This is a genomic window from Actinomycetospora chibensis (genome assembly GCF_028737215.1).
GTDB classification, from domain to species: Bacteria; Actinomycetota; Actinomycetes; order Mycobacteriales; family Pseudonocardiaceae; genus Actinomycetospora; species Actinomycetospora chibensis.
In genome coordinates this window covers 1-23,680 of record NZ_JAQZAM010000003.1, presented here as the reverse complement: position 1 = coordinate 23,680, position 23,680 = coordinate 1, and the positions used below count along the sequence as shown (strand labels likewise).

The window sequence follows — 23,680 nt, the reverse complement described above, 5'->3', positions numbered from 1 at the left end:
CGCGGGCGCCCGTGCCGCACCCTGGGCGTGTGCTCGTCCGCGCCCTCGTCCTCCTGGCCTGCGCGGTGCTCGTCGGGTGTGCGCCCTCCTCGGCCCCTTCCCCCGCAGCGTCCGCCCGACCGTCGGCCGGGCCCCCCGCTCCGACGTCGTTCACCCTCGTCGCCGGCGGGGACGTCCTGGTCCACCCGACGGTGACCGCACAGGCCCTGGCCGACGGCGGCGGTGTGCCGGACTTCGCGCCGCAGCTCGCCGCGCTCGCCCCGATCATCTCCGGCGCCGACCTGGCGCTCTGCCACCTCGAGGTCCCGCTCGCCCGGCCCGGCGGCCCGTACGCCGGCTACCCGGCGTTCAATGCGCCACCCGAGCTCGCCCGGTCGCTGGCCGCCGTCGGGTACGACGGGTGCAGCACGGCGTCGAACCACGCGCTCGACCAGGGCACGGACGGCGTCGCGCGCACGCTCGGCGCCCTCGACGCCGCCGGTGTGCGGCACGCGGGCACGGCCCGGACACCCGCCGAGGCGGCGGCCACGACGCTGCACGACGTGCACGGCGTCCGGGTGGCGCACCTGTCGGCCACCTTCGGCGTCAACGACGACGCCCGGCCCGGCGATCCGTGGAGCGTGGCGATGCTCGACCCCTCCCCGGTGCTCGCCGCCGCATCGCGCGCCCGTGCCGCCGGCGCCGACGTCGTCGTCCTGTCCGCCCATTGGGGCACCGAGAACGACCCCGAGCCGAACGCCCAGCAGCTGCGCCTCGCCCCCGAGCTGCTCGCGAGCCCCGACATCGACCTGCTCATCGGCCACCATGCGCACGTCGTGCAACCCTTCGAACGCCTCGGCGACGAGTGGGTCGCCTACGGCCTCGGCAATCAGCTCGCCGACCAGGAGACCCCGGGCACCGACGACGGCGCCCTCGGCCGCTTCACGTTCACCCGGAGTCCCGACGGGCGGTGGCGCGTCGCGCGTGCCGAGTACGTGCCGACGTGGATCGACGTCGGTCCACCGATCCGCGTCGTGGACGTCACCTCCGCCCCGCCCGGCAGCCCTGCCGAGGCCGCTCGCGCCCGCACCGACGCCCGAGTCGCCCCCCGCGGCACCGTCGCGGCCGGGCTCACGCGGGGGTGACGGGCGGCTTTCCGTGCGTGGCCGTCGACGGCCGAACGACATGTTCCGGGCGGATCGTCGAGTCCGGCGCGGAGCGCGGAGCCCCTACAGCTGGATCGACTTGATCTCGAGGAACTCCTCGAGCCCGTAGCGCCCGAGCTCGCGGCCGGTGCCCGACTGCTTGTAGCCACCGAACGGCGCCAGCGGGTTGAACGCGCCGCCGTTGACGTCGACCTGGCCGGTGCGCATGCGCTTCGCGACCTCGACGCCGCGCTCCTGCGACCCGGCGAACACCGCGCCCGCGAGCCCGTAGACGGTGGCGTTGGCGATCTCGACGGCCTCGTCCTCGGTGTCGTAGGAGATGACCGACAGCACGGGCCCGAAGATCTCCTCCTGGGCGATCGTCATGTCCGGGCGCACGCCGGAGAAGATCGTCGGCCGGACGTAGGCGCCGTGCGCGAGCCCGTCGGGACGTCCCGGGCCGCCTGCGGCGAGCTCGGCACCCTCGGAGACCCCGGTGCTGATGTAGCCGTCGACGCGCTCGCGCTGCCGCTCCGAGGACATCGGCCCGATGCGGGTGGACTCCTCGGTCGGGTCACCGACGGTGTACTTCGCCGACTGCTCCACGGCCATCTCGACCACCTGGTCGTGCAGCGACGCCGGCACGAGCAGCCGGGTCCACGCGGTGCAGGTCTGGCCACCGTTGATGAAGCAGTTGCCGAGGCCGAGCTTGACGGCCTGGGTGAGGTCGGCGTCGTCGAGGACGATGTTGGCGGACTTGCCGCCGAGCTCCAGGGCCACGCGCTTGACGGTGGCCGCGGCGACCTCCTGCACCCGACGGCCGGCGGCCACCGAGCCTGTGAACGACACCATGTCGACGTCCGGGTGCTTCGCCAGCGCCTCACCGGCCTCGGGCCCGGTGCCGTGCACGACGTTGAAGACGCCGGGTGGCAGGCCGGCCTCGGCGGTGATCTCGGCGAGGATGCTCGCGGTCAGCGGGGCGACCTCGCTGGGCTTGAGCACGATCGTGCAGCCCGCGACCAGCGCCGGCGCGACCTTGGCGACCACCTGGTGCAGCGGGTAGTTCCAGGGCGTCACGGCCCCGACGACGCCGATCGGCTCGCGCACGACCAGCGAGTTGCCGATCTCCTCGGTCCACGGGAACGACTGCGCCAGCCCGATGATGCCCTTGGACGTCGCCATCGGCATGCCGGTCTGCACCGTGCTCGCGAACTTCGTGGGCGAGCCCATCTCCGCGGTGATCGACGCGGCGATCTCGGCGCTGCGAGCCTTGATGCCCTCGCGGATCGCCGTCAGCGCCGCCACCCGATCGGCCAGCGGCCGGGCCGCCCAGGCGGGGAAGGCCCGACGGGCGGCCTGCACGGCGGCGTCGACCTCGGCCGTGCCCGCCGCCGGGACCTCGGCGAGGGTGTCGCCGGTCGCGGGATTGACCACCGCGATCGACCCGGAACCCTCCTGCCAGGCCCCGTCGATCCAGTGCCGCGACAGGGTGTCCGTACCGGTCGTCATCGCCGTGCCTCCGAGTCGGTGGGGTTCGCCCCCCACCCTGCCCGACGGGGCGACGTGCCCGCTCGTCTGACCTACCGTGTGAGCACGGACACACAGGTGGAGGCCCCCATGCTCATCGACGAGATCCGGCAAACGCCCGCGAAGGTCGTCACCGAGGAGCAGCGCGAGTCGTACTGGGAGAACGGCTACCTCCTGCTCGAGCGGCTCATCCCCGACGAGTGGCTGGTGCGCCTTCGCGCGGCCACCGACGAGATGGTCGAGCGCAGCCGCATGCTCCGTGCCTCCGACCGCGTCTTCGACCTCGAGCCCGACCACACGGCCGACGCACCACGTCTGCGCCGGGTCACCAGCCCGGTCGACCAGCACGCGGACTACTGGGCCTACGCCCGGGACTCGCTGCTCGCCGACGTCGCGGCCGACCTCGTCGGGCCCGACGTCGCCTTCCACCACTCGAAGCTCAACTTCAAGTGGGCCCGCGGCGGCGCGGAGGTCAAGTGGCACCAGGACATCCAGTACTGGCCGCACACGAACTACACGCCGCTGACGTTCGGGACGTACCTGTACGACTGCGGCATGGAGCAGGGCCCGCTCGGCGTCCTGCCCGGTAGCCACGACGGCCCGCTGTACGACCTCTACGGCGACGACGGCGCCTGGGCGGGGGCGCTCTCCGCGCGCGACGCCGCCGGCCTCGACACCACACGGACCGTCTACCTGCCCGGCCCCGCCGGCTCGGTGACGATCCACAACTGCCGCACCGCGCACCACTCGGCGGCGAACGACTCACCCATCGGCCGCCCGCTGCTGCTGAACGTCTACAAGGCCGCCGACGCCATGCCCTACACCGCGAACCCCCTGCCCTCGAGCCACGCCGAGGAGGTCGTCCGCGGGCAACGGGCCCGCTGGGCGCACCACGACCAGCGCCCGTGCCTGATCCCGCCGGACTGGTCCGGCGGCTACACGAGCCTGTTCGCGCTGCAGCAGAACGAGTCCGCGCCGGCGTCGATGTGACGCCGGCGCCCGGGGCTCAGTCGAACTTCAGCTCGGTGTCGCGCGTGCGCTTGAGCTCGTAGAAGTACTCGTAGCCCGCGAGGAGCTTGGCGCCGTCGAAGATCGTGCCGGCCTGCTCCCCCCGGGGGATGCGGGTCAGGACGGGGCCGAAGTAGGCCGAACCGTCGACGTGGATCACCGGGGTGCCGACGTCCATGCCCACCGGGTCCATGCCCTCGTGGTGGCTCTTCTTCAGCGCCTCGTCGTACTCGTCGGAGTACGCGGCCTGGGCGAGAGAGGCGTCGAGGCCGACCTCGGCGAGCGCCTTCGGGATGACGTCGTCGAAGTCCTTGTTGTCGTTGTTGTGGATCTCGGTGCCCATCGCGGTGTAGAGCGGCGCGAGGACCTCGTCGCCCTTCTGCTGTGCCGCGGCGATGGCGACGCGGACCGGGCCCCACGCCTTCTTCATCATCTCGGCGTACTCCTCGGGCAGGTCCCGGCCCTCGTTGAGGACGGCGAGGCTCATGACGTGCCAGTGGGTCTCGACGTCACGCACCTTCTCGACCTCGAGCATCCAGCGCGAGGTGATCCAGGCGAACGGGCACAGCGGGTCGAACCAGAAGTCGACGCGGGTCTTCTCAGCCATGGCGATCGGGTTCCCCTTCCAGAGAGTCTCACCGGGGCAACCGACGGCAGGGCCGGTGATGTTCCCGACCGCCTAGGGTGGCGTCGTGGCTGCCCCGAACCTGACCCGCGACGACGCCATCACGCGCGCCGAGCTGCTCGACGTCGAGTCCTACGCCATCGACCTCGACCTCACCGACGGCGCCGGCAACCCCGGCGAGTCGACCTTCCGCTCCACGACGACGGTGCGTTTCCGGGCCGCCGAGCCGGGCGCCTCCACCTGGATCGACATCGTCGCCGCCGGGGTGCGCTCGGCGACGCTCAACGGGCGCGAGCTGGACGTCGCCGACTACGACGAGGAGAAGGGCATCGCGCTGCCCGACCTCGCCGCCGAGAACGAGCTCGTCGTCGACGCCGACGGCCGCTACATGAACACCGGCGAGGGCCTGCACCGGTTCGTCGACCAGGTCGACGGCGGCGTCTACCTCTACAGCCAGTTCGAGACCGCGGACGCCAAGCGGATGTTCGCCTGCTTCGACCAGCCCGACCTCAAGGCGACGATCACCGCGACGGTGACGGCGCCCGCGAGCTGGCAGGTGATCTCCAACGGCGCGACCGAGGCCGTCACCGACGCGGTGACCGACGGGGAGCACGGCGCCAAGCGGCACGCGTTCGCCACGACCGCGCCGATCTCGACCTACCTCGTCGCCCTGATCGCCGGGCCCTACGCCCGCTGGGACGACACGTACTCCGACGAGCACGGCACGATCCCGCTCGGCATCTTCTGCCGCGCGAGCCTCGCCGAGCACATGGACGCCGATCGGCTGTTCACGGAGACCAAGCAGGGCTTCGGCTTCTACCACCGCAACTTCGGGGTCGCCTACCCCTTCGGCAAGTACGACCAGCTCTTCGTCCCCGAGTTCAACGCGGGCGCGATGGAGAACGTCGGCGCCGTGACGTTCCTCGAGGACTACGTCTTCCGCAGCCGCGTCACGCGCTACCTCTACGAGCGCCGCGCCGAGACCGTGCTGCACGAGATGGCGCACATGTGGTTCGGCGACCTCGTGACCATGCGCTGGTGGGACGACCTGTGGCTCAACGAGTCGTTCGCCACCTGGGCGAGCGTCGTCAGCCAGGCCGAGGCCACCGAGTACCGCAACGCGTGGACGACCTTCGCCAACGTCGAGAAGAGCTGGGCCTACCGCCAGGACCAGCTGCCCTCGACCCACCCCGTGGCCGCGGACATCCCGGACCTGCAGGCCGTCGAGGTCAACTTCGACGGCATCACCTACGCCAAGGGCGCGAGCGTCCTCAAGCAGCTGGTCAGCTATGTCGGGCAGGACGAGTTCCTGTCGGGGCTGCGGCTCTACTTCTCGCGCCACGCGTACGGCAACGCGACCTTCGACGACCTGCTCGGCGCCCTGACCGAGGCGTCCGGCCGCGACCTGTCTGGCTGGAGCGCGCAGTGGCTGCGGACGACGGGGCTCAACTCGCTGTCGCCGTCGTTCAGCGTCGGTGAGAACGGGCGCTACACCGCGTTCGAGGTCGTGCAGGGCGGCGCCCGGCCCGGCGCGGGCGAGCTGCGCACCCACCGGCTCGCGGTGGGGATCTACGGCGACAGCCAGGATGGGGATGAGCGGGGCAGCGGCAAGCTCATCCGGCAGCACCGCGTGGAGCTCGACGTCTCGGGCGACCGCACCGAGGTGCCCGAGCTGGTCGGCGTCGAGGCGGGCGCCCTGGTGCTGGTCAACGACGACGACCTCACCTACTGCACGATGCGCCTCGACGAGCGCTCGCTGACCACCCTGATCGACCGCATCGGCGACATCGCCGAGCCGCTGCCCCGCACCCTGTGCTGGTCGGCGGCCTGGGAGATGACCCGCGAGGCCGAGCTGCGCGCCCGCGACTTCGTCGCCCTCGTCACCGCCGGGCTCGCCGCCGAGTCCGAGGTCGGCGTGGTCCAGCGCCTCCTGCTGCAGGCCCAGACCGCGCTCGCCTCCTACGCCGAGCCGGGCTGGGCGGTCACCGAGGGGTGGCCGACATTCGTGGCGCGCCTGCTGGAGCTGGCGCACGCCGACCCGGGCTCCGACCACCAGCTGGCGATCGTCAACGCGCTCGCCGGGTCGGTGCTCACGGGCGAGGCGATCGACACCATCGTCGGGTGGCGCTCGGGCGAGAAGCCGCTCGAGGGCCTCACCGTCGACACCGACCTGCGCTGGCGTCTCCTGCACGCGCTCGTCGCGCACGGCGCCGCGGGCGAGGCCGAGATCGAGGCCGAGTACGCCCTCGACAACACCGCCACCGGCCGGCGGATGACCGAGCGCGCCCGCGCGCTGATCCCCACCCCGGAGGCCAAGGCCGAGGCGTGGCGCCGGGCCGTCGAGGACGACTCGCTCCCGAACGCGATCAACTCCGCGATCATCATGGGGTTCTCGCACCCGGCCCAGCAGGCGCTGCTCGTCGACTACGTGCCGCGCTACTTCGCGGCCGTCGACGACGTCTGGGCCCGCCGGTCCTCGGAGCAGGCGCAGCCCATGGTGCAGGGACTCTTCCCGTCCTGGGCCGTCGAGCAGGCGACGGTCGACGCGGCGGACGCCTGGCTCGAGGGCGACCACCCGTCGGCCCTGCGCCGCCTGGTCACCGAGGGACGCGCGGGCGTCGTTCGCGCCCTCGCCGCCCGGGACTTCGACCGCGGCTGAGGCCCGGTCCCGACGAACGAACGGCGCTTTCGCTGCATCCGATGCAACGAAAGCGCCGTTCGTTCGTTCAGGGGGCTGCGCCGAGCGGCCTAGTGGTGCGCGGCACCCGCCTGGTCGGCGAGCATGGTGACGCCCTCGACGATCCCGCCGACGAGGTCGGACTCCTTGAACGACGCGACCATGCTCATCACCGCGAGCTTGGCGCCGCGGTCGTCGATGCGGCGGCTGGACTCGGCTCCGGTGACGATCTCGACGACGCGCTCGCCGGGGGACACGGCGACCACGACCGCCTCGGCCGCGCTGTCGCCGAGCGAGGCGTGGAGCTCCTCGGCCCGCTCGCGGGAGCGGGGGCCCAAGGCCCCGATCCAGAGCGTGAACAGCAGCCCGGACTCGCGCGCGGCGAGCGTGAGCGCCTCGTCGAGCCGCGAGAGCTGGGACGGGGTGAACGGGGTGCGCGAGTCCTCGGCGAGCACGTCGGTGGCCTCGGAGATGCGGCCGGACAGCGTCGCGACGCGCGCCTCCCCGTAGACGGGGTCCTCGAGCATCCCGGGAGTACCGCTGCGCCGAGTGGTCTCGCCCGGCGCGTCCTGCCTGGTGGGAACGACCTCACCACGTGCCACGAGCGCCTCCTCGGGCGGTGTGCTCGGCGGCCGCACCGGCGGGCACGGCCTCGACGGTCGGTCCGGGGACACCGGAACCGCGGGGGTTGCCCATCCACCACAGCGGCTCGTGGTCCCACGCGTCGCCGGAGCGGTAGCGGGCGCCGCGCGAGGGAGGGCGGACGAGGGTCATGGCGGTGATCAGAGCGATCCCCCCGAGCGAGGTCACCCCGTAGAGCAGGAAGGTGGTCAGCGGGCTCACGCGCAGCACCGTAGTGGATCCGGCCCACGACGTCCCGTCGTAGGACTTCGCGGCCTGCCTCACATCGCGGGCGGGCGCCGCTGCGCCCACGGCCGCGCCGCCTCGACCTCGGCGCCGAGGGCGAGCAGCACCGCCTCCTCGCTGCGCCGCCCGCGCAGGGAGACGCCGATCGGCAGGCCGTCCGACCACGACAGCGGCAGGGAGAGCGCGGGCTCACCGGTGAGGTTGGCGATCGCGGTCCACGGGGTGAACGCGATCTGGCGCGCGAAGTCGTCGGCCGGGTCGCCGCCGGCGGTGAACCACCCGACCGGGCGGGGCGGCAGCGCGACGGTCGGGGTCAGGACGGCGTCGAACGCCGCCCGCTCGGCCACCAGCGCTCGGGTCGACACCTGGATGGTGTGCAGTGCCGCCATCGCCTCCCACCCGCCGACCTCGCGGCCGCGGGCGCGGAGGTGGCGGGTCAGGGGCTGCAGGCGGGGTTCGTCGGCGGGCGCCACGGGGTCACCGAGCGAGAGCACCGTCCACAACGTCAGGAACGCGGCGACCACCTCGTCGGGCAGGCGCAGCGCCACCGCCTCGACGTGGTGGCCGAGCTCGGCGAGCAGCGCGGCCGTGTCCTCCGCGGCGCGACGGCAGGCGGGGTCGACCACGGCACCGTCCAGCGGCGCGTCGACGGCCAACGCGATCCGCAGCCGCCCCGGGGGTCGGGCGAGCGCCCCCAGGAAGCCGCCGTCGGGCGGGGGCGCGGGGACGAAGGGCTCGCCGGGCGCGGACGTCGTCATCGCGTCGAGGAACGCGGCTGCGTCGGCGACCGTGCGGGCGAGCGGGCCGTGCACCGACAGCCCCGCCGGGTCGCCGCCCGCCGGGCCGGCCGGCACGCGCCCGCGGGTGGTCTTGAGCCCGACCAGCCCGCACACGGACGCCGGGATGCGCACCGAGCCGCCGCCGTCGGTGCCGTGCGCGACGGGCAGGATTCCCGCCGCCACCGCGGCGGCCGCGCCGCCCGACGACCCGCCCGCCGACCGCGTGGTGTCCCACGGCGTCACGGCCGGCGGCGCACCGGCGGGCTCGGTGTAGCAGGGCAGGCCGAACTCGGGGACCGCCGTCTTCCCGATGCTGATCGTGCCCGCGGCGCGCAGGAGGCCGACCACGTCGTCGTCGCGCGCGGGGACGTCCCCGTCGTGGATCACCGAACCCCGGGCCGTGGGCACGCCGGCGGTCGCGGTGAGGTCCTTGATCGCCGTCGGCACCCCGGCGAGCGGTCCGCCGCCGGCGACTCCGGCGCGGTCGAGCGCCCGCGCGGCATCCCGGGCCCGGTCGGGTGTCAGCACCGCGAACGCCCCGAGCACGGGTCCCAGGCGTTCGGCGCGGGCGAGGGCCGCGTCGACGACGTCGAGGGCGGTCACCTCGCCGTGACGCACCGCCGCCGCGGTCTCGAGGGCGGTCAGCTCGTGGAGGTCGCTCACGGGTGCACCATCGTGCACGCAGGAGTCCACGAGGTGTCAGGCAGCCGTCTCCCCCAGGTACGGCAGCCAGAGCGGGTCGGCGTCGACGACGCTCGCGAGCAGGCGCCAGTGCCGGCCCCGCGGTGCGGTGGGCATGGTGCGCAGCGGCCAGCCGAGCTCGGCGAGCAGCTTGTCCGCCTTGCGGTGGTTGCACCGGGCACAGCACGCCACGCAGTTCTCCCACGTGTGCGTCCCGCCCCGGCTGCGCGGGACGACGTGGTCGATGGTCTCCGCCCGCCCGCCGCAGTAGGCGCACCGGAAGCGGTCGCGGTGCATCAGCGCCGCGCGGGTCAGCGGCACCCGCGCGCGGTAGGGCACGCGCACGTAGGTCCGGAGCCGGATCACCGAGGGGACCTCGACCGAGCCGGTGGCCGAGTGCACGACGAGCCCGGCGGCGTCGCCGTGGACCACCTCGGCCTTGCCGCAGACCATCAGCACGATCGCGCGCCGGAGCGGCAGCGCGGTGAGCGGTTCGAAGGTGGCGTTGAGAAGAAGGACCCGGCGACGGCCCCAGGACGGCGCGGAGGGTGGGGAGGGCGTCGGGGAGAGCGGGGCCGGGAGCGAGGGAGCGAGGGAGAGTTCGGGGACGGGGTCGGGAGGGTCGAACGCGCCGTACGGCGGCGTGGTGGGCGGGACCTCGCTGACCAGCGGAGTCACGCTGCCGGGTTGTCGTTCGTGCACACGACCACCTCCCGGGGAGTTGGTCCTATACGACCACACAACCCGCGCGATCGCACGCGTGTTCTGATCGTCCGCGCGCGGGCGACCGGGGAGGGTCGGGGCTTGGCGGGGCACGGCGGCGCGTGCTCTAGCGTCGGGGAACGTGACCGTGCCGCCCCCGACACCGCCACCGGCCCCGAGCAGCCCCGCGCCGGCGCCCTCGGACTTCCTGGAGAACCCGCTCTCGAGCGCGATCCCGCCCGAGGCGCCCGCGTGCGCGGCCGACCAGGGCTCGCTGTGTGCCCGCGTCTACCGGCTCACGCAGACCGACTGGCTGTCCCGGTCCGCCGACGAGCTGTTCGCGCACGCCGTCGTCGTCCTCCTGATCATCGTCGTCGCGGTGATCCTGCGCCACGCGGTGCACCGCGCGATCCACCGCCTGACCAGCGGCGCCGGCGAGGGACGGGTCCCGACGCTGCTGCGGCCCCTGCGCGACCGCGCGGTGCGCACCCTGCGCGACGCCGCCCCGCTCATGGTCGAGCGCCGCACGCAGCGCGCGCAGGCGATCGGCTCCGTGCTGCGGTCGTTCTCGACGATCCTGATCTACGGCGTGGCCTTCGTGCTGATCCTGGGCGAGTTCGGGGTGAACCTCGCCCCGATCATCGCGTCGGCCGGCATCGTCGGTGTGGCCATCGGTTTCGGTGCCCAGAACCTCGTGCGCGACTTCCTGTCCGGCATCTTCATGATGCTCGAGGACCAGTACGGCGTCGGCGACGTCGTCGACCTCGGCGAGGCCACCGGCACCGTCGAGGCCGTCGGCCTGCGTGTGACGACGCTGCGGGACATCGCCGGCACCGTCTGGTACGTCCGCAACGGCGAGGTGCTGCGCGTCGGCAACTCCAGCCAGGGCTTCTCCGTGGCCGTCGTCGACATCCCCGTCGGGCACTCGGCGGACGTCGACGACGCCCTCGAGATCGCCGAGCGGGCCGCCAACGCCGAGTGCGCCGAACCGAAGATCGCGAGCAAGGTGATCGCGCCGCCCGAGATGCTCGGCGTCCAGTCGGTCACCGCCGAGGGCGTCCTCATGCGCCTGACCATCCGGACCCGCCCGGGCGAGCAGTGGGCGGTGCAGCGTGCCGTCGCCGCCGAGGTCAAGACCGCTCTCGACGACGCCGGCGTGCCGGCCCCGTACCCGTTCGGCGGCCGCCCCGGCGTCGCGGGCCCCGGCACCCCGGCGGTCTGACGGTCCGGGACGGGATCTGGGACCGTGGTGGGGTGAGTGCACCGCAGGCCGGACGGCCCGAGACCTTCTACGACGCCGTGGGCGGGCACGAGACCTTCGTGGCGATCGTGCACCGCTTCTACGAGCAGGTCGCCGACGACCCGGTCCTGCGTCCCCTCTACCCCGAGGAGGACCTGGGCCCGGCCGAGGTGCGCCTGCTGATGTTCCTCGAGCAGTACTGGGGCGGCCCGCAGACCTATTCCCACCAGCGTGGACACCCGCGGCTGCGGATGCGGCACGGCCCGTTCGCCATCGGCCCCCTCGAGCGGGACGCGTGGCTGCGGTGCATGCGCGTCGCCGTGGACGAGGCGAACCTCCCCGAGGAGCGCCGCCGGCAGATGTGGGAGTACTTCGAGATGGCTGCCACGAGCATGATGAACAAGACCTGGTGAGATGGCCCGTATGGCCGAGAACCCGCTCCAGAACGTCTCCTTCCCCAGCAACGGACGGACCGCCCACGGGTACCTGGCCCTCCCCGAGTCCGGCTCCGGGCCCGGTGTCGTGGTCATCCAGGAGTGGTGGGGCCTCACCAGCCACATCGCCGACGTGACCAACCGCCTCGCGGCCGAGGGCTTCGTCGCACTGGCCCCCGACCTCTACGGCGGCACGACCACCCACGACTCCGACGAGGCGGGCCGCCTCATGCAGGAGCTGCCCGTCGAGCAGGCCGCGACCGATCTCGGCGGCGCCGTCGACTACTTGCTCGCGCACGAAGCCGTCACCGGCGACAAGGTGGGTGCGGTCGGCTTCTGCATGGGCGGCGGGTTCGTGCTGGTCCTCGCCGCGCAGCAGGGCGACAAGATCGGTGCGGCGGTGCCGTTCTACGGCGTGCTGGGCGAGGACTACCCCAGCTTCGAGAACCTCTCCGCCCCGCTCCTCGGCCACTTCGGCGAGGACGACGAGATGGCGCCGCCGGAGGCCGTCGAGGACCTCGCCGAGCGGATCGAGAAGGAGTCGGGCGTCCGCCCGGACTTCCGCCTCTACCCGTCCGACCACGCCTTCTTCAACGACGAGAACCTGCTCGGCACCTACGACCCCGAGCAGGCCCTCAAGGCCTGGAGCGCCACGCGCGACTTCCTGCGCGCGAACCTCGGCTGACGTCAGGTCAGCAGGGCCAGTCGGGGTCGGCGGCGGCGCACGATCGCGCTGTCACCGACCTCGACCCGCATCCACGCGTCGTCCCCGGAGAGTGCGACGGTCAGCGCCGCGGGGTCCTCCGGCCACCCCATCCCCGCCACCGCGACGAGGCAGCGCGCGGGCACGCGCACCCCGCCGCCCTCCCAGGCCGTGTCGTCCAGGCCCGCCTCGGTGATCCGGGCGACCAGGGCGTCGACCTCCTCCGCGGGGATCGACCCCACCGCCCGCCACGGCCCCTCGCCCGGCAGGTCGCCACGCCAGCGGCCGTCGACCGCCGCGCCGGGATCGACCTCCGGGGCGTCCACGACGCTCAGCGCAGCGAGAAGGTCCGACCCCGTCACCGTGACGTCGCGCGGCTCCACCGACCCGCGGGTCCGGGCGGCGACGAGCACGTCGAACGGCGTGCCCGCCCAGAGCGCCACCTCGCCGCCGGTGTCCCGCAGGCGCACCACGGCCGCCGGGTCGAGCCGCACCACGCGACCGACGACGTCGGCGAGCGCCGCCCGGTCCGCCGCCTCGGGGACCGCCAGGCTCACGACGAGTAACTCGCGAGGAACTCCCGCTCCACCGTGGTCAGGCGCCGCGGTCGCTCACTGGTGAGGTCGTAGGGCACGAGCTGGGTGGTCGCGGTGACCGCGGGCTTCGCGGCGTCCCAGCCGCCGTCACCGTCGGGCAGCAGGAGGCGGTAGGCGATGCGGAAGGACGCGGCGCGCACGTCCTGCGCGGTCATCTCCACGCGCACGCCGTCCGGGGACCACGTGATCGGCCGCTTGTAGGCGACCTCCAGGGCGGACACGAGCAGGCCGCCCTCGAAGTCGCCGGCGCCCGCCTTCCTCGCGGCCTCGAACACCATGTCCGTGCGGGCGTCCTCGAGCAGGGTGACCACGCGGGCGTGGTTGACGTGCCCATAGGCGTCCTGGTCGGACCAGCGGACAGCCACGTCGTTGACGTACGGAGCCACGCGGTTGCTTCCTCCTGAGATCGGGCGGGTTTCAGCGGACCATGCTGCGGAGCTGGCGGGCGGCCACCGAGACCGTGGCCAGGTCGTCCCGGCGCTCCTTGGCGATCTCGGCGAGTGACGTGCGCGCGCGCACCAGCCGCGAGGCGTTGGCCTGCTCCCAGTGCTCGATCTTCTCGTCCACCGACTCCTCGGGGCCGGTGTCGGCCAGCACGTCGAGGGTGATCGCGCGCAACGACGCGTACAGCTCGTCGCGCAGGGAGAGCCTCGCCAGCGCGTTCCAGCGGTCGGAGCGGTCGAGCCCGGCGACCGCCGTGAGCAGCGCGTCCAGCCCGAGGTGCTCGGAGAGCGCGTAGTACAGCTCGGCGACGGCGAGCACCTCGTCGTCGGTGACCTCGCCGTCGGCGGCGTGCACCCCGCCCTGCTCCTGCTCGGCGATCTCGGTGATCTCGACGACGTCGAGCAGCCCGAACGCGTACAGGCCGCCGAGGGCCCGCCGGGCGAGCTCGACCGGGGTGCCGGCGACGACGAAGTCCTGGGTGCGACGGAAGAGGCTCTCGGCCTCGCCCCCGCGCAGGAGGTCGGGGACGCGCGGGGCGAGCGACGCGATCCACGGCCCGAACCGCTGGATCTCGGCGCCGACCGCGAGCGGCTGGGGCCGCTGTGTGAGGAACCAGCGCGCTGCGCGGTCGAGCTGCCGACGCGCGGCGAGGGTGATCCGGTCGGCGACGAAGGTCGGGAGCACGTGCTCGCCCGCGGCGAGGTCGGCGGCCAGGTCGTCGAGCCCGAACACCGAGGTGGCCACGTGGTAGGCGCGTACGGCGTCACCCGGCGAGGCCGCGACCTCCTGGACCAGGCGGTGGACGTAGGTCAGTCCCCCGCCGTCGACGACGGTGTTCGCCAGCATGGTGGTGACGATCTGGCGGCGCAGCGGGTGCGCGGCGACGGCGTCCGGGTAGCGCTCGGCGAGCACCGGCGGGAAGTACGCCGGCAGCCGGCGCGCGAACACCTCGAGGTCGGGCAGCTCGGAGGCGGCGAGCGCATCGGTGAGGTCGAGCTTGACGTGCGCCATCAGCGTGCAGAGCTCCGGGCTGGTCAGCCCCTGCGCGTCGTTCCAGCGGGCGTCGAACTCCTCTTCGGAGGGGAGCACGTCCAGCTCGCGGTCCAGCCGCCCGCGGGCCTCGAGATCGGCGACGAGGTCGCGGTGCACGTGGAGCATGCCGACCGCGTGCGCCCGCGACACCCCCAGCACCTCGTTCTGCGCCACGTTGTCGGCCAGCACGAGCCCGGCCACGTCCTCGGTCGTCGCGGCGATCTGCTCGTCGCGGTCGGCCGGGGCGAGCTCGCCGCGCTCGACGAGCGAGTCCAGCAGAATCTTGATGTTGACCTCGTGGTCGGAGCAGTCGACGCCCGCGCTGTTGTCGATCGCGTCGGTGTTGACCTTGCCGCCGCCGCGGGCGTACTCGATGCGCCCGCGCTGGGTCAGGCCCAGGTTCCCGCCCTCGCCGACCACCGCGACGCGCAGCTCGTCGCCGTCGACGCGCACCGCGTCGTTGCTCTTGTCGCCCACGTCGGCGTGCGTCTCGGTGGACGCCTTGACGTAGGTGCCGATGCCGCCGTTCCAGAGCAGGTCGGCGGGCGCCCGCAGGATCGCGCGGACCAGCGTCGGGGGGTCGAGAGTGCCCGGCTCGACGTCCAGGACCTCGGCCGCGCGCTCCGACACCGGAATGGCCTTCATGGTGCGCGGGAAGACCCCACCGCCCTCGCTGATCAGCGATTCGTCGTAGTCGGCCCACGACGATCGCGGCAGCTCGAAGAGCCGGCGACGCTCGGCGAACGAGACCGCCGGGTCCGGGTCGGGGTCCAGGAACACGTGACGGTGGTCGAACGCGGCGACGATCCGCAGATGCTCGGAGAGCAGCATCCCGTTGCCGAACACGTCGCCGGACATGTCGCCGACGCCGACCACGGTGATCTCGTCGCTCGCGACGTCGGTGCCGAGCTCGCGGAAGTGCCGCCGCACGCTCTCCCATGCACCGCGTGCCGTGATGCCCATGGCCTTGTGGTCGTAGCCCACCGAGCCGCCCGAGGCGAACGCGTCGCCCAGCCAGAACCCGTAGTCGGTGGCCACGGCGTTCGCCAGGTCGGAGAACGTGGCGGTGCCCTTGTCGGCGGCGACCACCAGGTAGGAGTCGTCGCCGTCGTAGCGCACGACGCCCTCCGGGGTGCGGATCGCCGACTGCGCCGCGTGCCCCTCGCGGTCGTCGACGAGGTCGAGCAGCCCCGAGACGAACATGCGGTAGCAGGCGACGCCCTCGGCCCGCGCCGCGTCGCGGTCGGTGGCCGCGTCGCCGGTCGGTGCGGGCGGCCGCTTGACCACGAACCCGCCCTTGGCGCCCACCGGGACGATCACCGCGTTCTTCACGGCCTGCGCCTTGACCAGGCCCAGGATCTCCGTGCGGTAGTCCTGCAGGCGGTCCGACCAGCGCAGACCCCCGCGCGCGATCGCGCCGAACCGCAGGTGCACGCCCTCGACACGGTTGGAGTGCACGAACGTCTCGACGGCCGGGACCGGCTCGGGCACCCCGGGCACCTGCGCGGGGTCGAGCTTGAGGGCGAGGAACGGCCGCGGGGTGCCGTCGGAGTTGCGCCGGAAGTAGTTGGTGCGCAACGTCGCACGCACCACGCCCAGCAGCGAGCGCAGGATGCGGTCGGCGTCGAGGCTCGTGACCTCGGCGATCGCCTCCGTCACCCGCCCGTCGACCTCGGCCACGCGCCGCTCGCGCTCGTCGGCGGACAGCGCCGGGTCGAAGCGGGTCTCGAACAGCTCGACGAGCCCGACGGCGACGTCGCGGTGGGCGCCGACGACGTCGGTGATGTAGCTCTGCCCGTAGGCGCTGCCGACCTGGCGCAGGTACCGCGAGAACGCGCGCAGCACCGCCGCCTGGCGCCACGAGAGGCCGGCGCGCAGCACCAGCGCGTTGAAGCCGTCGGCGCCGACGTGCCCGCTCCACACCGCGTCGAACGCCTCCGCGAAGCGCTCGGTGAGATCGGCCTCGGTGCCCGGCGGCAGGGTGTCGGTGTCGCCGAGGCGCAGGCCGAAGTCGTTGATCCAGCAGCTCACGCCGTCGCTGCGGGTGACGCCGTAGGGCCGCTCGTCGACGACGACGACGCCCAGCGACTGCAGCGCCGGCAGCACCGAAGAGAGCGTCGCGCGCCGTCCGGCGAGGTAGAGCTTGAGACGGCGGTCGCCGGCGTCGGGGTTCGTGGGGCGGTAGAGGCGCACGGCGGTGTGGTGGCCGTCCCCGTCGGTGCCCTCCGGGGTGAGGCCGTCGAGGACCCGCAGGTCGAGGAGCCCGCGTTCGGGGCCGAAGTCCTCCTTGTACGACTCCGCGAACGGTTCGCCGATGCTCGCGAGGACCGCTCGCTCCTCGCCGGTCGCGTGCTCGCGCAGCCGGTCCGACCACGTGCGCGCGGCCTCGGCGAGCTCGTTCGTCAGCGCCTCGAGGTCGGGCGACACCGGCTCCTCGCGACCGGTGTGCACCGTGACGTGCAGCAGCGCGAGCTGATCCTCGGTGACCCGGGCGGTGTGCTCGAGGTCGGTGCCGCGGAGCTCGCGCATGAGCACGTCCTGCATCCGCGTGCGCGTCACCGTCGTGTACCGGTCGCGCGGCAGGTAGATCATGCACGAGAAGTAGCGGCCGTACGGGTCGCGGCGCAGGAACAGCCGCACCCGGCGCCGTTCGGCGAGGTCGAGCACACCGGTGGCCGTCGACTCGAGGGACTCGCGGTCGGTGCACAGCAGCTCGGCGCGCGGGTAGGTCTGCAGCACCTCGAGCAGGCGCTGACCCGACCACGAGTCGACCGGGAGCCCGGCCTCGGCCACGACCTCCTGCACGCGCCGCGACACCACCGGGATGCCGAGCACGTCGGCGTGGCGGGCGGCGACGGTGAGGATCCCGAGGAACCGGTGCTCCCCGACGAGACGACCCTCCTCGTCGTGGATGCTCACGCCCACGTAGAGCGGGTGCTCCGGGCGGTGCACGGTCGACCGGGCGCTGGCCCGGGTGAGCACGAGCAGCTTGCGCGGCGCGGCGTCGGCGGCGACGCCGGCAGGGCGGACGCTGTCCGGACTCGCGGTCAGCGTGCGCGCGACGAGACTGTCGCGGCGCAGCACACCCAGCCCGGTGGCGAGGACGCCCCGCAGGGCCGGCCCCTCGGGGGTGTCGATCAGCTCCTGGCGCCGGTAGCCGAGCAGGATCAGGTTGCCCTGGGCGAACCAGCGAAGGAGGGCGACGGTGTCGGCCGTGTCCGCGCCGCCGCCGGCCGCGGCCAGCTCGTCGGCCAGGGCGCGCGCGGTGGACACCATGCGGTCGCCGTCCTCGACGACCTCGCGCACGTCGGTGAGCACGCCCGAGAGGCGCGCGTGCAGGTCGGCCGCCAGGTCGCGCGCCGGGTCGGAGCCGGGCAGGTCGCCGAGCTCGATGTTCATCCAGGACTCGGCCACCGTGCCCGGCGGCGGCGCCGCGGGGTCGGCGAGCGGGAGGATGTCCAGCAGCTCGCCGCGCACGTCGCGGCGCACCACGATCACCGGGTGCACCACGCGGTGCACGCTCGCACCGGTCCGGTCGATCTCGGCAAGCACCGAGTCGATGAGGAACGGCATGTCGTCGGTGACGACGAGCACCGAGATGCGGCCCGCTGCTCCCGGGGTGTCGAGCACCGCGGTCACCGGCTTGCCCGGCACCCGCAGGCGGGCGAGGCTGCGGTGGGCCCGCACGGTCGCCAGGGCGTCCGCCGGCTCGGGGACGAGTTCGCCGTCGGGCACGCGGGCGTAGTACGTGATCGCGAGCTCCCCGAGCTCGCTGTCCGGCGGATCCTGCTCGGCGGCGACCGCCCGCAGCACCTCCCGCACGCCGGGCCAGGAGCTCGCCTCCCCGTCCCGGGCGGCGTCACGGCTCGTGGTCGTCGTCATGGCGTGCTCACACACCTCGCACGTCGGTGGGCGGAGGTCGCCCCGGTGCGCCGACCGCGGCACGACCGAGGGGTCAGGCGAGCCACCCTAACGACGCCTCGAAGCGACGAGCCGGGGCTCGGGGAAGGCTCGACGTGCGCCCGGTCGCCGGTCACCGGCGCGCCCGCCGGTCGTCGGCGGCGTCCGGCCCGGGGCCGGCGGAGTGGTAGGCGTCCATGGCGTCGGCGAGCAGATCGGCCAGACGCGGGCCGGAGTCGTCCTCGCGGCGCGCCGAGGGCACGCCGTTGCGCGAGCCCTGCGCCCCGGTGTTCCGGGACGGGGTGGCCGAGCTCGGGGTGGCGTGCGTGATGCCTGTCGCGGTCCGGGGCGTGGCGGCCCGGCCGGCCGGCCGCACACCGGCGGCGCTCGACGACGTGACGGTCGCGTGGCCGTTGCTCCCGTTCAGTGACGTCGGCGAGCCGTTCGGGAGGCCGCCCCCGAGCGGTAGCCCCGCGTCCTCGTACTCACTGATGAGGTCGACCAGGGTGAGCGCCAGCTCCCGCGCCAGCTCGTCGTCGGCGCCTCCCGGGCCGGCGCCCAGGCCGGTGGCGCCGCCCTGGTCGAGAGCGCTCCGGCTGTCCACGCCGCGGGCGTTCTGGCCGTTCGTGCCTGTGTGGTCGGCGCCGGGTCGCGCGGTGACGGGCGTGGGGTCCGGGATGTCGAGGGCGCCGCGTCGCGGGCTCCCGGGCCGCTCCCGGTCCGCGTCCCGCGCCCCCGTGCTGGGCCGCTCGAGGCCGAGCGGATCGCGGTCGCCGGGGCTCGTCGTCCCCCGGCCGATGTCCTCGTGGCCACGATCCCCGAGGGGATCGGTCCCGTCCTCGCCGGAGGGTCGGCCCGTCGCCCCGTGCTCGTCGTCCCACGAGCCGAGGGGGTCGTCGCGCCGGACCTCGGAGCGGGAGGACGAGGGCACGTCGTCGCGACGAGGCAGGATCGTCTCCGGCGCCTCCCACCGCGCGCGGGCCCGGGCGAGCCGCCGGCGCCGGGCCGCCGCGGGGTCGTCGTCGCCGCCCGGGGTGTCGCCGTCTTGGGCCCCGTCGCTGGGGGCGCCGCCGTTCCGGGCCTCGTCGCTGGGGGCGCCGTCGTTCCGGGGCTGGTCGCTGGGCGCGTCGCCGGTGAGGGACTCGGCCGTGAGGTGCCCGGCAGTGAGGGGCTCGGCGGGTCCGTGATCGGGCGGCTCGGTGTCGGTCGCCGCCGGTGCGGCGGTGGCGGGCGCGGTCGAGAAGGCGACGAACTCGCCGCGGGCGGCGGCCAGGGCGGCAGCGAGCAGGTCGCCCGGGTCGCCCTCCTCGCGATAGCGGTTCCGGCGGCGGCGCGGCGCGGCGGCGGCTTCCGCGGCCGGGGTCGGGGTCGGGGTCGGGGCCGGCTCCGGCGGGTCGTCGGGGGCGTCACCGCCGGGGACGGGATCTGGCTCCTCCGGCTCCGAGCTGGTCGGCAGGCCGTCGAGCGTGGACGACCGAACGGGCTCGGCGACCGTCGGGGACGGTGTGTCGGTGGCGATCTCACCGGGGCCCGCCCCGCTCGTGGCCACCGTGGCCCAGGCGCCGTCGGCGTCCTCGCCGGTGGCCCGGTCCGGGGAGTCGGCACCGGCCGCCGAGGGGATCCGGTCCTCGTCGCGGGATAGCGCGGCCGCCAGAGCAGCGCGGGCCCGCGTCACCTCCTCGTGCGCGGCGTCCAGGTGCGGGCGGGCGCGCCGGAGCTCCTCCAACGCCTGTCGTGCGTCGCCACGTCCCTCGGCGACGGCGGCGAGCACCTCGACCGCCACGGCGACCTGCGCCTCATGGCCCCGCGCGGTCAGATCCGTCTCCGCCTCGCGCGCCAGGCGCTCCGCGATCTCGAACTCACCGGCCGGCAGGTGCACGGACCGCGCCAGCGCGCAGCGCAGGCGACCCAGCGCCAGCGACGTCGTCGCCCGGGGAGCCTCCGTCAGCGCCGGCGTCCCCGCCTCGCGGGCCTCGTCGAGGCGACCGAGTCCGGCGAGGAGCTCGACGCGGTCCGCGAGCAGCAGGGCGGCCTCGCGCCCCCCGCCGGCGACGTTCGCGTCCGACGCCGCGACACGGAACACCTCGAGCGCCCCGGAGATGTCCCCAGCATGCCGACGCGCCTCTGCCCGGGCGCGGCGTATCGCGAGGCGCCGGGCGTCGTCCGCGGTCTCGCCCACGAGGTCGTCGACCTGACGTCCGGCCGCGTCCACCCCGGCGACGTCCCCCCGGCTCGCCCGCGCCGCCGCCCACGCGACCAGGGCGTCCACGCGCACCGCCGGGGGCAGCACGCGCCCGGCGGCGAGCGGCTCGAGCAAGGTCTCCGCGGCGTCCGCATCGCCGCACCGCAGGGCCGCGAGCGACAGCTCGCACCGCAGGGTCCCGGCGTCGACGATGCGCCCCTCCCGCTCGGCCGCTCGGAGGTGGGGCAGGGCGCGCACGATCAGCTCGGGGGCCCGGTCGGCCTGTCCGAGTGCGAGGACCGCCGACCGCTCGGCCGCGGTCCGGGCGCTCGCGTCCGCGCCGGCCACCCGGGCGACGTGCTCGGCCAGGGCGACGCTGAGCTGCGGATCCGTCCACCGTAGGCCCTCCGCGACCGCGAGGATCGCGCTCGCGCTGAGCCCTGGGACACCGGGCTGCCCGGCCGGCACCTCCACCTCGGGGGGTCCCTCAGTCCCGCGTCAGCTTGCGGTGCGTCACGCGGTGCGGGCGGGCGGCGTCCGGACCGAGGCGCTCGACCTTGTTCTGCTCGTAGTCGGCGAAGTTGCCTTCGAACCAGAACCACGAGGCGGGGTGATCGTCGGTGCCCTCCCACGCCAGGATGTGGGTACAGACGCGGTCGAGGAACCAGCGGTCGTGGGAGACCACGACCGCACAGCCGGGGAAGTTCTCCAGCGCGTTCTCGAGCGAGGACAGCGTCTCGACGTCGAGGTCGTTCGTCGGCTCGTCGAGGAGTAGGAGGTTCCCGCCCTGCTTGAGCGTCATCGCCAGGTTGAGACGGTTCCGCTCGCCGCCAGAGAGGACGTTCACCGGCTTCTGCTGGTCCGGCCCCTTGAAGCCGAACGCCGAGATGTACGCGCGGGACGGCATCTCGACGTTGCCGACCTGGATGAAGTCGAGCCCGTCGGACACGACCTTCCAGACGTTGTCGGTGCCGGAGAGCCCTTCACGCCCCTGGTCGACGTAGGAAAGCTTGACCGTGTCGCCGACCCGCACCTCGCCCGAATCCGGCTTCTCGAGGCCGACGATCGTCTTGAACAGCGTCGTCTTGCCGACGCCGTTCGGCCCGATGACACCGATGATGCCGTTGGGCGGCAGCGAGAACGACAGGTCCTTGATGAGCAGGCGGTCGTCGAAGCCCTTGTCGAGGTGGCTCACCTCGACCACCACGTTGCCCAGGCGCGGGCCCGGCGGAATCTGGATCTCCTCGAAGTCGAGCTTGCGGGTCTTCTCCGCCTCGGCCGCCATCTCCTCGTAGCGGGCCAGACGCGACTTGCTCTTGGCCTGCCGCGCCTTTGCGCCCGAACGCACCCAGGCGAGCTCGTCCTTGAGCCGCTTCTGCAGCTTGGAGTCCTTGCGCCCCTGGACCGCGATGCGGTCGGCCTTCTTCTCGAGGTAGACCGAGTAGTTGCCCTCGTAGCCGATCGCCCGCCCGCGGTCGAGCTCGAGGATCCAGCCCGCGACGTTGTCGAGGAAGTACCGGTCGTGGGTGACGGCGAGGACCGCACCCTCGTAGTTGGCGAGGTGCTGCTCGAGCCACTGGACGCTCTCGGCATCGAGGTGGTTGGTGGGCTCGTCGAGCAGCAGCAGGTCCGGCTTGCTCAGCAGGAGCTTGCAGAGCGCCACACGACGGCGCTCCCCGCCGGAGAGGTGCGTGACCGGGGAGTCGCCGGGCGGACACCGGAGGGCGTCCATCGCCTGCTGCAGCTGGGAGTCGAGGTCCCAGGCGTCGGCGTTGTCGAGGTCGTCCTGGAGGGCACCCATCTCCTCCATGAGCTCGTCCGAGTAGTCGGTGGCCATGAGCTCGGCGATCTCGTTGTAGCGGGCGAGCTTGGTGGCCACGTCACCCGCGCCCTCCTGCACGTTGCCGAGGACCGTCTTCTCCTCGTTGAGCGGCGGCTCCTGCTGGAGGATGCCGACGCTCGCGCCCGGGGCGGCGAACGCCTCGCCGTTGTTGGGCTGGTCGAGTCCCGCCATGATCTTCAGAACGCTCGACTTGCCCGCCCCGTTGGGGCCGACGACACCGATCTTCGCGCCGGGGAGGAAGTTCAGCGTGACGTCGTCGAGGACCACCTTGTCCCCGTGGGCCTTGCGAACCTTCTTCATGGTGTAGATGAACTCAGCCACGCCTCCGATGGTAGTTCCCACCGCTCGGCGTCCACCGGCCCCGGGGCCGTTCAGGCGCTCGCGCGCGAGGAGCCGGAACGCCGGCGGTCACCGGGGGTGATGCCCGTGACCGTCGCCCCCTCCGGCTCCGGCCCGTCGACCACCGACGCGACGTCCGGGGCGCCCTCGGTGGCCAGGGTCGCGTCGCTGCTCGGTGTCGCGGCGAACGCCGGGACGACGTCGGGCGTCGCCTCTCCGAGCCCTACTGATCCTACGAGCCCGTCGCCCCCGGTCACCGCTCCCTCGACGGCCTGAGCGACGTCGGGACGACGGCGGTGGACGTCCGCCGTGCACCGTGCGAGGTCCGGCCCGACCGCCACGGCGCTGATCTCGGTCATGTAGCGCCGCACGCCCTCTGCCTCGTACTCACGCACGGAGAGACGGCCGGTGACGATCACCGGGTCGCCCTTCGTCAGGCAGCGCGCTCCGTCGGCCAGCCGCCGCCAGCAGTTGACCGAGGCGGTGAACCGGTCTCCGTCGACCCATGACTCCGACGCCTTGTCCCAGCGACGCTCCGAGCTCGCGACCCGGAAGGTCACGAGCATGTGCTCCAGGTTGGCACCCACCCGCCGCGCGATCACGTCGCCCGCGACGTTCCCCGTCACCGTCACCATCGTCTCGTTCACGTCGAACTCCGCTCGTCCTGTCCGGGGCCGAGGTGATTCCCTGCCCACACGACGCAGCATCACGCCGCCGGCGCGCAGGACGGGAGCACGGAGAGCGTGCCTGGGGATGACAGCGGGAACTGTGGACGGAGCGATGTCGTGGTGAGCCGGCGAACGGTCCGGACGGACCCGAGGGCGCCGCCGGAGAGACGAATCGAGTTCGGGCGCGCGAAAGGGGCGGGGGCTCCTGGGTGGGAGTCCTCGCCCCTTTGTCGGGTGAAGAGAGATGTGTGTGTGGGGGTGGTCGGGTGTTCCGGCGGTGTCCTACTCTCCCACGACCTGTCGGTCGCA

The 23,680-nt window shown here is 73.7% G+C and carries 18 protein-coding genes; 6 read left to right on the top strand and 12 right to left on the bottom strand.

Annotation, left to right across the window (positions count from 1 at the left end; genetic code table 11):
- Positions 1-29: 29 nt before the first annotated feature.
- Positions 30-1,124 carry a CapA family protein gene (locus PH189_RS04750; protein WP_274187613.1) on the top strand — a complete coding sequence of 365 codons (1,095 nt, stop codon included), beginning with the start codon at positions 30-32 and terminating at the stop codon, positions 1,122-1,124.
- An 84-nt stretch (positions 1,125-1,208) separates the two neighbouring features.
- On the opposite strand, the gene PH189_RS04745 is transcribed toward PH189_RS04750, so the two are convergent.
- On the bottom strand, positions 1,209-2,633 hold the full coding sequence (locus PH189_RS04745; RefSeq protein ID WP_274187612.1) for an aldehyde dehydrogenase family protein: 1,425 nt from the start codon (positions 2,631-2,633) through the stop codon (positions 1,209-1,211).
- Positions 2,634-2,741: 108 nt separating this feature from the next.
- Between PH189_RS04745 and PH189_RS04740 the strand changes: the two genes are divergently transcribed.
- Positions 2,742-3,641 carry a phytanoyl-CoA dioxygenase family protein gene (locus PH189_RS04740; RefSeq protein ID WP_274187611.1) on the top strand — a complete coding sequence of 300 codons (900 nt, stop codon included), beginning with the start codon at positions 2,742-2,744 and terminating at the stop codon, positions 3,639-3,641.
- 16 nt (positions 3,642-3,657) lie between these two features.
- Here PH189_RS04740 and PH189_RS04735 read toward each other — a convergent pair whose 3' ends face one another.
- Complete coding sequence (locus PH189_RS04735; RefSeq protein WP_274187610.1) at positions 3,658-4,266, bottom strand: mycothiol-dependent nitroreductase Rv2466c family protein; 609 nt, start codon at positions 4,264-4,266, stop codon at positions 3,658-3,660.
- An 85-nt stretch (positions 4,267-4,351) separates the two neighbouring features.
- Between PH189_RS04735 and pepN the strand changes: the two genes are divergently transcribed.
- On the top strand, positions 4,352-6,943 hold the full coding sequence (gene pepN / locus PH189_RS04730; RefSeq protein WP_274187609.1) for an aminopeptidase N: 2,592 nt from the start codon (positions 4,352-4,354) through the stop codon (positions 6,941-6,943).
- A gap of 89 nt (positions 6,944-7,032) precedes the next feature.
- Here pepN and PH189_RS04725 read toward each other — a convergent pair whose 3' ends face one another.
- The 4 genes from PH189_RS04725 to PH189_RS04710 are packed head-to-tail and all read right to left on the bottom strand — an operon-like array spanning position 7,033 to position 9,966.
- A complete protein-coding gene (locus tag PH189_RS04725) occupies positions 7,033-7,563 on the bottom strand; it encodes a DUF5130 family protein (RefSeq protein WP_274187608.1) in 531 nt (176 codons plus the stop codon).
- Positions 7,550-7,804 carry an aa3-type cytochrome oxidase subunit CtaJ gene (gene ctaJ, locus PH189_RS04720; protein WP_274187607.1) on the bottom strand — a complete coding sequence of 85 codons (255 nt, stop codon included), beginning with the start codon at positions 7,802-7,804 and terminating at the stop codon, positions 7,550-7,552. The genes PH189_RS04725 and ctaJ overlap by 14 nt, the downstream gene beginning before the upstream one ends.
- 59 nt (positions 7,805-7,863) lie before the next feature.
- Entirely contained in the window at positions 7,864-9,270 is a 1,407-nt protein-coding gene (locus PH189_RS04715; protein ID WP_274187606.1) for an amidase, read from the bottom strand.
- 36 nt (positions 9,271-9,306) lie between these two features.
- On the bottom strand, positions 9,307-9,966 hold the full coding sequence (locus PH189_RS04710; RefSeq protein WP_274187605.1) for an HNH endonuclease: 660 nt from the start codon (positions 9,964-9,966) through the stop codon (positions 9,307-9,309).
- 232 nt (positions 9,967-10,198) lie between these two features.
- Here PH189_RS04710 and PH189_RS04705 point away from each other — a divergent pair, with 232 nt between their 5' ends.
- Genes PH189_RS04705 through PH189_RS04695 form a run of 3 tightly spaced genes read left to right on the top strand, consistent with a single transcriptional unit; the run spans position 10,199 to position 12,349 of the window.
- Positions 10,199-11,212 carry a mechanosensitive ion channel family protein gene (locus PH189_RS04705; protein ID WP_274187998.1) on the top strand — a complete coding sequence of 338 codons (1,014 nt, stop codon included), beginning with the start codon at positions 10,199-10,201 and terminating at the stop codon, positions 11,210-11,212.
- Between the two features lie 32 nt (positions 11,213-11,244).
- Positions 11,245-11,643, top strand: coding sequence for a globin (locus PH189_RS04700; protein WP_274187604.1), 399 nt, complete (start codon positions 11,245-11,247; stop codon positions 11,641-11,643).
- Between the two features lie 10 nt (positions 11,644-11,653).
- Positions 11,654-12,349, top strand: coding sequence for a dienelactone hydrolase family protein (locus PH189_RS04695; RefSeq protein ID WP_274187603.1), 696 nt, complete (start codon positions 11,654-11,656; stop codon positions 12,347-12,349).
- A 2-nt stretch (positions 12,350-12,351) separates the two neighbouring features.
- Here the strand turns inward: PH189_RS04695 and PH189_RS04690 are convergent, their stop codons facing one another.
- From PH189_RS04690 to PH189_RS04665, 6 genes are all read right to left on the bottom strand, one after another.
- A complete protein-coding gene (locus tag PH189_RS04690) occupies positions 12,352-12,924 on the bottom strand; it encodes a DUF8010 domain-containing protein (RefSeq protein ID WP_274187602.1) in 573 nt (190 codons plus the stop codon).
- On the bottom strand, positions 12,921-13,349 hold the full coding sequence (locus PH189_RS04685) for an acyl-CoA thioesterase (RefSeq protein ID WP_274187601.1): 429 nt from the start codon (positions 13,347-13,349) through the stop codon (positions 12,921-12,923). The genes PH189_RS04690 and PH189_RS04685 overlap by 4 nt, the downstream gene beginning before the upstream one ends.
- A gap of 31 nt (positions 13,350-13,380) precedes the next feature.
- The gene (locus PH189_RS04680) at positions 13,381-18,321 is read right to left on the bottom strand and encodes an NAD-glutamate dehydrogenase (RefSeq protein ID WP_274187600.1); all 4,941 of its coding nucleotides are present in this window, start codon (positions 18,319-18,321) and stop codon (positions 13,381-13,383) included.
- 151 nt (positions 18,322-18,472) lie between these two features.
- Entirely contained in the window at positions 18,473-20,995 is a 2,523-nt protein-coding gene (locus tag PH189_RS04675; RefSeq protein ID WP_274187599.1) for a hypothetical protein, read from the bottom strand.
- Between the two features lie 13 nt (positions 20,996-21,008).
- Entirely contained in the window at positions 21,009-22,685 is a 1,677-nt protein-coding gene (gene ettA, locus PH189_RS04670) for an energy-dependent translational throttle protein EttA (RefSeq protein ID WP_274187598.1), read from the bottom strand.
- Between the two features lie 50 nt (positions 22,686-22,735).
- On the bottom strand, positions 22,736-23,350 hold the full coding sequence (locus PH189_RS04665) for a single-stranded DNA-binding protein (protein ID WP_274187597.1): 615 nt from the start codon (positions 23,348-23,350) through the stop codon (positions 22,736-22,738).
- Positions 23,351-23,680: the final 330 nt, after the last annotated feature.